The 10800-nt window shown below is 75.1% G+C and carries 9 protein-coding genes; 1 reads left to right on the plus strand and 8 read right to left on the minus strand.

What is annotated here, in order from left to right; translation table 11 throughout:
• Window positions 1-95 precede the first annotated feature (95 nt).
• On the plus strand, window positions 96-1766 hold the full coding sequence (locus tag EDD39_RS33815; protein WP_123563288.1) for an FAD-dependent monooxygenase: 1671 nt from the start codon (window positions 96-98) through the stop codon (window positions 1764-1766).
• A 217-nt stretch (window positions 1767-1983) separates the two neighbouring features.
• On the opposite strand, the gene rny is transcribed toward EDD39_RS33815, so the two are convergent.
• From rny to EDD39_RS33855, 8 genes are all read right to left on the minus strand, one after another.
• Complete coding sequence (gene rny, locus EDD39_RS33820) at window positions 1984-3387, minus strand: ribonuclease Y (RefSeq protein WP_244257406.1); 1404 nt, start codon at window positions 3385-3387, stop codon at window positions 1984-1986.
• Between the two features lie 233 nt (window positions 3388-3620).
• Entirely contained in the window at window positions 3621-4646 is a 1026-nt protein-coding gene (locus EDD39_RS33825; RefSeq protein ID WP_123563292.1) for a regulatory protein RecX, read from the minus strand.
• Between the two features lie 4 nt (window positions 4647-4650).
• A complete protein-coding gene (gene recA, locus EDD39_RS33830) occupies window positions 4651-5751 on the minus strand; it encodes a recombinase RecA (RefSeq protein WP_030457973.1) in 1101 nt (366 codons plus the stop codon).
• 224 nt (window positions 5752-5975) lie between these two features.
• Entirely contained in the window at window positions 5976-6899 is a 924-nt protein-coding gene (locus EDD39_RS33835) for a hypothetical protein (RefSeq protein WP_123563294.1), read from the minus strand.
• Window positions 6896-7429: a SigE family RNA polymerase sigma factor gene (locus EDD39_RS33840; protein ID WP_123563296.1), complete on the minus strand. Its 534-nt coding sequence runs from the start codon at window positions 7427-7429 to the stop codon at window positions 6896-6898. The genes EDD39_RS33835 and EDD39_RS33840 overlap by 4 nt, the downstream gene beginning before the upstream one ends.
• Before the next feature lie 57 nt (window positions 7430-7486).
• Entirely contained in the window at window positions 7487-8893 is a 1407-nt protein-coding gene (locus EDD39_RS33845) for an AI-2E family transporter (protein WP_425269791.1), read from the minus strand.
• A gap of 34 nt (window positions 8894-8927) precedes the next feature.
• A complete protein-coding gene (locus EDD39_RS33850; protein WP_123563501.1) occupies window positions 8928-9122 on the minus strand; it encodes a DUF3046 domain-containing protein in 195 nt (64 codons plus the stop codon).
• 36 nt (window positions 9123-9158) lie between these two features.
• Window positions 9159-10757, minus strand: a complete 1599-nt coding sequence (locus EDD39_RS33855) for a S8 family peptidase (RefSeq protein WP_123563298.1) — start codon at window positions 10755-10757, stop codon at window positions 9159-9161.
• Window positions 10758-10800: the final 43 nt, after the last annotated feature.

A 10800-nucleotide genomic window follows, 5' to 3' on the forward strand; every position in this document is an offset into this window, starting at 1 on the left:
TGATCTGTTGCATTGCTCTTCGTGACACCACCTGGGACCTCCCACCCGGCATATGACGCACCGGCGGCCGCCGCCGCCCGCCCGAAGGCCCCGACATGGACGCGGTGATCATCGTCGGGGCCGGGCCGGTCGGCCTCGCCCTGGCCCTCGCCCTGGCCCGCAACGACGTCCCCAGCACCGTCCTGGACGAGGGCACCGGCGTCAGCCCGGAGAGCCCCCGCACCGTCGTGCTCGGCGGCGACACCACCGCCTTCCTGGCCCGGATCGGCTACACCCGGGTGGTCTCCGACGCCGCCCGCTGGGACGCCTTCACCATCTGGCGCCGCCGCACCGAGGTGCTGCGCCTGCCGCTGGACGCCGAACCCGTCCTGCACCTCGCCCAGCACCGCCTGCAGCGCGGCCTGCGCGACGCCGTCGCCGCCACCCCGCTGATCCGCCTGCTCCCCCGCCACAAGGTGGTCGAACTCGCCCAGGACCACGACGGGGTGACGGTCCGCACCACCTCCGCCGGCCAGGACGCCTGGTGGCACGGCAGCCACCTGGTCGGCTGCGACGGTGCCCGCTCCACCGTCCGCAAACTGCTCAAGGTCCGCTTCCCCGGCCGCCCCGCCGTCGACCGGCACGCCGTCGCCACCGTCCGGGTCGACCTGCCCTTCCCCGGCGAGGCCCGGATCCACCGCGAACCCCCGTGGCGCGGCGACCGCGAAGCCTCCGCCCGCCCGCTGCCCGACGGCCTCTGGCGGCTCGACTGGCGGCTGCCCCCCGGCCGCCCCCAGCCCACCGAGCCCGTCGACCCGCACGCCACCTGGCCCGGCATCGTCACCGGCGACACCCTGCTCACCCGGGTCACCTCCGCGCTGACCGGCTGGTGCGGCGAACTCCCGCCCCACCAACTCCTCGCCGCCGCCGACCACACCTACCAGCAGCGCCTGGCCGGCCGCTTCCGCACCGGCCGCTGCTTCCTGGCCGGCGACGCCGCCCACCTGCACGGCGCCCTCGGCATGCAGAACCTCGCCGACGGCCTGCGCGACGCCGACAACCTCTCCTGGCGGCTCGCCCTCGCCCGGCACCTGCCCCCCACCGGCGACCGCGCCGACCGCGCCCTGCTCGACGGCTACGAGGCCGAACGCCGCGGCGCGGTCGGCGCCCGGCTGCGCGCCGTCGACCAGAGCATGCCGCTGCTGCGCCCGCTGCGCGGCTGGGCCGAGACCCGCCGCTCGCTGCTCTCCGGCTCCTTCCGCAAGAACGCCCCGCTCCTGGCCGACGGCCAACTCGGCACCGGCCGCTTCGGCGGCGCCCCCGCCTACCCGGCCGCCCCCTCCGGCGTCGCCCCCCGGGTCCCCGAACAGCGCGGCGCCCAGCGCGGCACCTCCCTGACCGAACAACTCCCGGCCACCGCCCCCGGCGTGCTGGTCCCCGACCTCCCGGTGGTCACCGCCGACGGCACCGCCGACACCCTCCGGGCCCGACTCGGCGGCCCCTTCCTACTGGTCCTGGTCGCCCCCGGCACCACCGTCTGGTCCGCCGAACACTGGCTCGGCGCCGGCCTGATGCCCCGCCTCGCCGAACTCGCCGCCGCCCTCCCCGTCCCCACCGAGGTCCTGGTCACCGACACCTACCCCGGCGCCACCCCCCACACCGTCCTCCTGGTCCGCCCCGACGGCCACCTCCTCGGCACCACCCCCGGCCTCCACCCCGAAACCCTCCACGCCCTCACCGCCCCCCTCTCCCCCCAGCCGGGCCTGGAACAGGAAGCCAGGGGATAGGGGACGCCCCCCGGGGGGGGCGCGAGGAACCGCGCGCCCAACCACCCCCGCCCCCGCACGAACACGACCACGCCCGCCGTCCCAGGGGCGCGAGGAACTGCGCACCCAACCACCCCCGCCCCCGCAAGATCGCGCCCCCGACAGCCAGTTGCCGCCCCGGGGCGCCCCTCCCTGCGCGCCCTCCCTGCCGGCCTCTACCTCCCGACCCCTACCTCCCCTACCGCGCGACCTCCGTCGCCCGCGACTCCCGCACCACCGTGATCCGGATCTGCCCCGGGTACGTCAGCTCCTCCCGCACCTGCCGGGCCACCTCCTTGGCGATCTCCTGCGCCCGCAGGTCGTCCACCGCCTCCGGCTGCACCATCACCCGGACCTCCCGCCCGGCCTGCATCGCGTACACCTTGGTGACGCCCTCGTGCGCCCGGGCGATCTCCTCCAGCCGCTCCAGCCGGCGCACGTACGCCTCCACCGACTCCTTGCGCGCGCCCGGCCGCCCGGCCGAGCAGGCGTCGGCTGCCTGGGTGAGCACCGCCTCCACGGTCTTGGCCTCGATCTCGCCGTGGTGCGCCGCTATCGCGTGCACGACCTCCTCCGCCTCGCCGTGCCGCCGGGCGAACTCCGCGCCGATCGCGGCGTGGCTGCCCGGCACCCGGTGGGTGAGCGCCTTGCCGATGTCGTGCAGCAGTGCGGCCCGCCGCACCGGCTCGGGGTCGACGCCGAGTTCCGCGGCCATCATCCCGGCCAGGTGCGCGGACTCCACCAGGTGCCCGAGCACGTTCTGCCCGTACGAGGTCCGGTAGCGCAACGTCCCGAGGGTGCGGACCAGTTCGGGCGACATCTCGCCGCTCGTGCCGATGCCGACGGTCAGCAGCGCGTCCTCCCCGGCCCGGACGCACAGCCGCTCGACCTCGGCCCGGCTGCGCTCGTGCTCCTCCTCGATCCGCGCGGGCTGGATCCGCCCGTCGACCAGCAGCGCCTCCAGGGTGAGCCGGGCGCTCTCCCGCCGGACGGGGTCGAAGCAGGAGAGCTGCACCAGTCCGGGGGTGTCGTCGACGATCAGGTTGACGCCGGTGACGGCCTCGAAGGCGCGGATGTTGCGGCCCTCGCGCCCGATCACCCGGCCCTTCATGTCCTCGCTGGGCAGCCGCAGGGTGGTGACCACGGTGTCGGCGGTGTGCTCGGCGGCCAGCCGCTGGATGGACGCGGCGATGATCTCCCGGGCCCGGCCCTCGCCCTCGGTGACGGCCCGCCGTTCGATCTCCCGGACGGTCAGCGCGGCCTCCCGGCGGGCCTCCGACTCGGCGGCCCGGACGATCTCCTCGCGGGCCTGCACGGCGGTCAGCCCGGCGGTGTGCTCCAGCAGCAGGCGGTTCTCCGCGGCCTGGTCGGCGAGTTCGCCGCGGACCCGCTCGGAGTCGGCGGCGCGGGCGGCGAGTTCGTCCTCGTGCACGTGCAGACGGTGGAGTTCGGAGGTCAGCCGCTCCTCGCGGCGGTCGAGTTCGGCCCGGCGCTGACGGAGCATCAGGAACCCGGCGGCCAGCACCAGCACCAGGGCGCCGATCAGCACTCCGGCCGCCAGCAGCAGGGAGGAACCCGTTTCGGTGCCCTGAGCGATGCCCATCCGGCCACTCCCCGTCCTGCTCACGCTGCCGCTGAGGCGACCTCCGCGATCGTCCTACCACTGAGTGTGAGGCTAGGCCGAGGTTACGAAACGGTCAAGATGCGATCGAGAATTGACTCCGATGAACTGATCACCAGTCATCAAATCCCACCACCACCCGGCCCGTTCCGTTCCGACATCCGCGCCCAGCCGTCCGACCGCCCAGCCGCCCGACCGCCCAGTCGTCCGACCGCTCAGTCGTCCGGCTCCTCCGTTCCGTCTTCCACCCCGTCTTCCACCCCTTCTTCCGCCAGCGCCTCCCGCACCACCCGGAACGCCAGGCCCTCGGCGTAGCCGCGCCGGGCCAGCACCCCGACCAGCCGCCGGATCCGCACGTCCCGGTCCAGCCCGGCGGTGGAGCGCAACTTCCGGTCCACCAGCGCCCGGGCGGCCTCCGACTCGTCCTCGGCGTCCACCTGGAGCAGGGCCCGCTCGGCGGTCTCCCCGGTGACGCCCTTGGTGCGCAACTCCTGGGCCAGCGCCCGCCGGGACAGGCCGCGCACCGCGTGCCGGGACTCCACCCAGGCTTCGGCGAAGGCGGCGTCGTCGATCAGCCCGACCTCCTCCAGCCGGTCCAGCACCTGCTCGGCGACCTCGTCCGGGATCTCCTTGCGGCGCAGCGCATCGGCCAGTTGCTTGCGGGACTTGGCGGCTCCGGTGAGCAGCCGCAGGCAGATGTCCCGGGCCCGGTCGGCCGGATCGCCCGCCGGCTCGGCAGCCCGCCCGCGCCGGCCCTGGCGCGGCTCCCGCTCGCCCCTCTCCTCCCCTTCTTCCCCCCGCTCGGCCTTCGCCCGTCGCCGGGCCCGCGGCCGCTCCGCCGCCACCGGTTCCGGCTCCGCGACCGGCAACTCCCCCAGCGCACTGCGCCGTCGCCGCCGTCCTCCGGCCAGCTCGGACGCCCGCACCAGCCCGGGCAGCTCCCCCAGATCCGCCACCCGCGCGGCCCCGCCCCCGCCGCCCGCCCCCGCGCCGGGCGGCTCCTCGGCCACCGCCGCGAACCAGTCCGGCGGCCCGTCCGACGCCTCCTCCTCCGCGCCGGCCGCGAACCAGTCCGGCGGCCCGTCCCCGCCGCCGGACCAACCGCCGTAGCCGTCGCCGCGGCCGCTGCCGCTGCCGCTCTCGCCGTGTCCGCTGCTGCTCCCGTCGTCCCCGGGAACGCCCGCACCGGGCCCGTCCTCGGACGGACCCGGTGCCGGGTGGTGGTGCTGGTGGCGTGTCAACGGATCAGCTCTTGGCAGCGGCCGCCGTCTTCTTGGCGGCGGCCTTCGCGGGGGCCGCCGCGGCCGGGATCTCCACGGCGGGGGCGGCGTCGCCCTCGGCCTCGGGGAGCTTCGGGCCGATGCCCAGCTTGCCCTTGATCTTGGCCTCGATCTCGTCGGCCAGCTGCGGGTTGTCCTTCAGGAAGTTGCGGGCGTTCTCCTTGCCCTGGCCGAGCTGGTCGCCCTCGTAGGTGTACCAGGCGCCGGACTTCCGGATGAAGCCGTGCTCGACGCCCATGTCGATCAGGCCGCCCTCGCGGCTGATGCCCACGCCGTAGAGGATGTCGAACTCGGCCTGCTTGAACGGCGCGGCGACCTTGTTCTTGACCACCTTGACGCGGGTGCGGTTGCCGACCGCCTCGGTGCCGTCCTTCAGGGTCTCGATCCGCCGGATGTCGAGGCGGACCGAGGCGTAGAACTTGAGCGCGCGGCCACCGGTGGTGGTCTCCGGCGAGCCGAACATCACGCCGATCTTCTCGCGCAGCTGGTTGATGAAGATCGCGGTGGTGTTCGACTGGTTCAGCGCACCGGCGATCTTCCGCAGCGCCTGGCTCATCAGGCGGGCCTGCAGGCCGACGTGCGAGTCGCCCATCTCGCCCTCGATCTCGGCGCGCGGCACCAGCGCGGCCACCGAGTCGATGATCACCAGGTCGATCGCGCCGGAGCGGATCAGCATGTCGGTGATCTCGAGCGCCTGCTCGCCGGTGTCCGGCTGGCTGACCAGCAGGGCGTCGGTGTCCACGCCGAGCTTCTTGGCGTACTCGGGGTCGAGCGCGTGCTCGGCGTCGACGAAGGCGACGGTGCCGCCGGCCTTCTGGGCGTTGGCGGCGAGGTGGAGGGTCAGGGTGGTCTTGCCGGAGGACTCGGGGCCGTAGATCTCGACCACCCGGCCGCGCGGGATGCCGCCCACGCCGAGCGCCACGTCGAGGGCGGTGGATCCGGTGGAGATCACCTCGACCGGCTCGTTCGCCTTCTCTCCGAGCCGCATCACCGAGCCCTTGCCGAACTGCCGCTCGATCTGGGCGAGTGCGGCCTCCAGGGCCTTCTCGCGGTCCGTTCCTGCCATGGCTTCCACCCTCGGGTTCTGTCCTGTGCGCTTCATCGTCATCGACGCTAGCGCGTCCCACCGACAATCGGCCCCGGACGGGCTCGGCCTGTGGAAAACTCCGCACCGAAGAGTACAAAGAACGTTTGTTCGATTCCAGTCTCGCACCTCACCGCCCCCGGAACGGGCGGGGCCCGGCCCCACGACCGCCCGGCCGTGGCACCGGGCCCCCGCCCCCGCCCGGGCTACTTGAGCATCTCCTCGCCCGCGTTCGGCACCTCGGCCCCGCTCTTGTCGAAGAACTGCCAGGACACCACCCGCTTCCCGGCCTGCTCCGGCACCACGATCCGCCGGTACGGGGAGTCCCCGACGGTGACCAGCTGCGGTTCGACCACGCTGCCGTCGCTCCAGGTCACCACCACCTTGGCGATGTCCGGCCCGAACGCCATCACGGCGAGCGTCACCGGCAGCGGCCCGGGGTGGTCGTCCTTGGCCCGGGGACCCATCAGGCCGCCGTTGAAGGTGGTCGCCATCCACGGCTCCAGGTGCCCGGGTGCCGGGTAGCCGCCCTGCTCGTCGTACTTCTGCCGGACGCCGTCCAGCGTCGCGTAGGTGTCGACGACGTCCTCGTTCGGCTGCCAGTACTGCTGGACGTACGCCTCGGTGGGCTTGTCCAGCGAGGGGTCGACGGCGCTGCGCTCCTGCCAGACCGCCACCGCCTGCTCGTACGCCCGCTCCTGCGGGGCGACCGGCCAGAGCGCCTCCCAGAGCTTCCACTCCTTGCCGTCGACGACGCCCTGCCCGATCACCACCCGGACCGGCGCGAACGGGTCCCGGGCGGCCGCCGACGGGGAGGCCGGGGTGCCGTCGTCGCCGGCCCCGACCAGGCTGCCGCCCGCGCCGCCGCCGGCCGGCCCGATCGCCCGCGCGGTGCCGGTCCCGGCCGGCCCGGCGTGCAGCCCGGCCGCCGTGCCGCCGCCCAGGACCACCACCGAGGCCAGCGCCAGCGCGCCGACCGCGGTGCGCCGCCGGCGCCGGATCCGCCGCCCGCCGGCCTCGATGCCCGCGACCGGGACCGACCCGATCCGCACCTCCGCCGCGGCCCCCGCGAGGCCCAGCTCCACCCACATCTCGCCGTTGCCCCGCGCTCCGCTGTCACCCGTGGTCACACCGCACCCCCGATCCGAGTCATGTCCTTCAGTTCCCCCAGGTCCGCGGTCTCCCGCAGCCTGGCTATCCCCTTCGCCGCGTGGCTGCGCACGGCACCGGCCGAGCACCCCATCGCCGCGGCCGCCTGGCTGTCGCTCAGGTCCTCCCAGTGCCGCAGCACCACGGCCTGCCGCTGCCGGGCGGGCAGCCCCGCGAGGGCCGCCATCAGCATCCGGCGCTGGTCCGACCTGGCGTACCCGTCCTCGGGCCCGGCCGCGTCCGGCACCGCCTCCACCAGGACCTCGGGGGCCCGGCGGCGCCAGCGGCGGGCGTGCTGGTTGACCATGATCCGGCGCACGTAGCTGTGCGGGTCGTCGGCCCGGCGGACCTTCGACCAGGCCGCGCAGGTCCGCTCGGCGGCGGACTGCGCGAGGTCCTCGGCGGCGTGCTGCTCGCCGGTCAGCAGGTACGCCGTCCGCAGCAGCCAGGGCCAGGCCCCCACGATGAACGTCCGGAACTCGTCGTCCGGACCGTTCTGCTTCTCTCCCATGAACACCTCCTCACCCATCCAGAGCCCTGAGGAGGCACCAAACGCTTACCCGCCGGGTCATTCCCCCGGCGGTTCCTCCCGCCGCTCCCCTTCCGCCCGGCCCCCACCAGTACCGTCCGCACCCGAACCACCGGCCCGCCCCGGACCGTCCGAGCCGCCCGACATGATCCGCCGCAGCCGCCGCACCGTGTGCCGCCGCCGCTCGCGCCGCTCCTCGCCGCGGTCGATCCGCGGGTCGTCCTCGACCTCGTAGCGGCGCACGTACGTCCCGACGAAGCCCTGCAGCGTCGCGGCGACCGGGATGGCGATCAGCGCGCCGACCGCGCCGAGCAGCGCGGCCCCGGCGATCACCGCGCCGAACGCGACGGCGGGGTGCACGTCGACGGTCTTCGCGGTGATCCGCGGGTGCAGCAGGTAGTTCTCGATCTGCTGGTAGACGATCACGAAGACCAGCACCCACAGCGCCTCCACCGGCCGCTCGGTCAGCCCGACCAGGACCGGCAGCGCGCCCGCCAGGTAGGTGCCGATGGTCGGCACGAACTGCGACATGACGCCGACCCAGACGGCCAGCGCCGCCGCGTACGGCAGGCCGATGGCGGCGAAGAACGCCCAGTGCGCGAGGGTGGAGATCAGCGCGAGCAGCGCCCGGGAGTACAGGTAGCCGCCGGTCTTGGCCAGCGCGATCTCCCAGGCCCGCAGCACCTCGCCCTGCTTGGACGGCGGCAGCAGCGAGCAGACGGTGCGCCGCACCCGGGGGCCCTCGGCGGTGAAGTAGAAGGTGAACAGGCCGACGGTGAAGGCCTGGAACAGCCCGCCGATGACGGTCCCGGTGACGCCCCAGACGTTGTCGGCGGCCTGCTGGGTGTACTTCTCGATGGTGCCGGAGTCCTTGAGCACCTGGTGCTGGAGCTGGTCGAGCGACAGGTCGGTGCGGAAGGTGTGGTTGATCCAGTTGATCAGGTCCTGGAGCAGCTGCGGCAGCTTCCCGGCGATCTGGGTGATCTGGTCGACCAGCAGGGTGCCGAGCGAGGCCAGGAAGCCCGCCACGGCCAGGGCCAGGCCGATGAACACCAGGAAGGTGCCCAGGCCGCGGCGCATCCCGCGGGCGGCCATCCGGTCGACGGCGGGCTCCATCGCCAGCGACAGGAAGAACGCCACCAGCAGCATCACGAACAGGTCGATCAGCTGGTGGAACGCCCAGTCGGCGAGCTGGAACAGGCCGACGCCGAGCAGCGCCAGCAGGATCGCCCGGGGCAGCCAGCGGGGCATCGCGCCGCTGCCGGTGTCGGCCCGGCGCAGCAGCCGGGCGGCGGCGGTGCGCGCCGTCTCGGCGTCGGCGGCCGCCACGGCCTCGGCGGCCCGGTCCGTGGTGCCGGGCCCGGCCTCGGCCGGGGTGTCGAACGGGGTGTCGGGGGTCGTCCGGCCGGGGGCCGTCGGGTCGGGGTGCTCTGCGCTGCTCGCCACCGGGACAGTCTCACCCACGGCGGGGCGGATAATCTCACCTCAGCCGGGACGACACCCCTTGCGTGGCGCAGACCACCCGCCACACGTCCTTGGCCTCCCACCCGGCGTCCAGCGCCTGCCGGACGGTGCGGCCGCCGAGCTCGCCCATCACGTGGTCCTGCGCGAAGGACTCGGCGTACGCCTCGCCGAAGTGCTCGTGCATCCGTCGCCAGAACTCGGTCAGCCTCATGCGCCCAGTATCGGGCACCGGCGGCACCGCCCGGGGTCAGTCGGCGGGCAGGGCGAGGATCCCGGCGCCGTAGAAGTCGCGGTCCTGGCAGCCGAGCGGCAGGGCCTTGGTGCAGTTCTCGTCGGCGGCCCGGGCGAGGTCGGCGGAGATCCGGTCGGGGCTCCAGTCGGGGTGCCGGGCGGCGACCACGGCGACCGCGCCGGTGACGTGCGCGGCGGACATCGAGGTGCCGGCCAGGGCGGCGTACCGGCCGCCGGGCCAGTCGGAGACGACCGCGCCCTGGGTGCCGCCGTCGGGGTCGCCGCCGGGGGCGGCGATGGAGACCTTGCCGCGCCCGTAGTTGCTGTACCCGGCGGGCAGGCCGTTGCGGTCGACGGCGGTGACGGTGACCACGCCGGGCAGTTCGCCGGGCAGCCGGATGCACTCGGTGCCGAGCTGCCGGTCGTCCGGGGGGCCGGTGGTGCGGTCGTTGGGGCTGCGCCGGTCGGTGCGTCCGGCGTTGAGGTCCTGGCCGTCGTTGCCGGCCGAGGCGACCACCACGGCGCCCTTGCGCTGGGCGTAGGCGACGGCCCGGCCGACGGCGGCGGCCAGCGCGGCCTGGTTGGCGTCCTCGGGGCAGTTGTACTTCCACGGGTCGGCGAAGTAGCTGTCGTTGATGGCGCGGGCGCCGTGGTCGGCGGCCCAGAGCATGCCGCAGACGATGTTCTCGGCGTAGTACTGGCCGAGCGGTCCGAGCAGCCGGACGGCGGCGATCCGCACGCCGGGGGCGACGCCGGTGACGCCGTGGCCGTCGCGGGCGGCGCCGACGATCCCGGCGACGTGGGTGCCGTGGCCGCTCTCGTTGATCGCGTCGTCGGGCCGCCAGGCGCCGCTGCGGGAGTCGGGGCGGCCGTCGGCGCAGGACGCGGAGGCGCCCGGGTCGACGGCGGCCCGCAGGTCGGGGTGGGTGTCGTCGACGCCGGAGTCCAGCACCGCGACGGTGACCTTGGACAGCTGCTGGGCGGTGGGCAGGACGGCGGCCCGGTCGGCGGAGGGCGCGGTGCCGCGGTCGGCGACCGGCGGGCGCAGCAGCGCGGCGCCGCGTCCGGCGGGGCGGTCGAGGGCGCCGATCATGGCGAGGTTCCAGTCGGACTGCTCGCCGGGGTCGGGCACGGTGGCGGTGGAGTCGTCGGCGCCCTCCGCGGTGTCCCCGGGCGGCACGGCGTCCCCGAGCGGCAGTGCGGCGGCCCCGGGGCCGTGCGCGGTGCCGGTGTCGAAGGCGGCGCCGGCCAGCGGCCGGGGCGGGGAGGGCACCGGGACGGTGCGGGTGGCGCCGACGGCGGCTATCCCGGGCCGCTGCCGCAGCTTCCCGGCGAACCGGGGCCCGGCGTAGGCGAGCACCGCGCCGATCTGCGGGTAGTCCTGGACGACCTTGCCGCCGAGCGCCCGGGCCTGGTCGGCGGCGTGCTCGGCGCCCCGGGCGTCGGTGCGCTCGTCCAGCACCAGGTAGCTGAGGTAGGTGTCGCCGGTGCCGGTGACGTAGGGGACGGCGCCGCCGAGCAGCAGTCCGGTGAGCAGCGTCGCCCCGAGCACCCGGACGCTGCGGCGCCGGCGGGTGGCGGGGGTGTCGCTGCGGGCTTGGCTCACCTGCTCCATCGCACGGTCTCCGCTCGTCAGGCAGGGCCGGACACCGGGGATC

Origin of the sequence: Kitasatospora cineracea (assembly GCF_003751605.1) — a bacterium.
Taxonomy (GTDB): Bacteria; Actinomycetota; Actinomycetes; order Streptomycetales; family Streptomycetaceae; genus Kitasatospora; species Kitasatospora cineracea.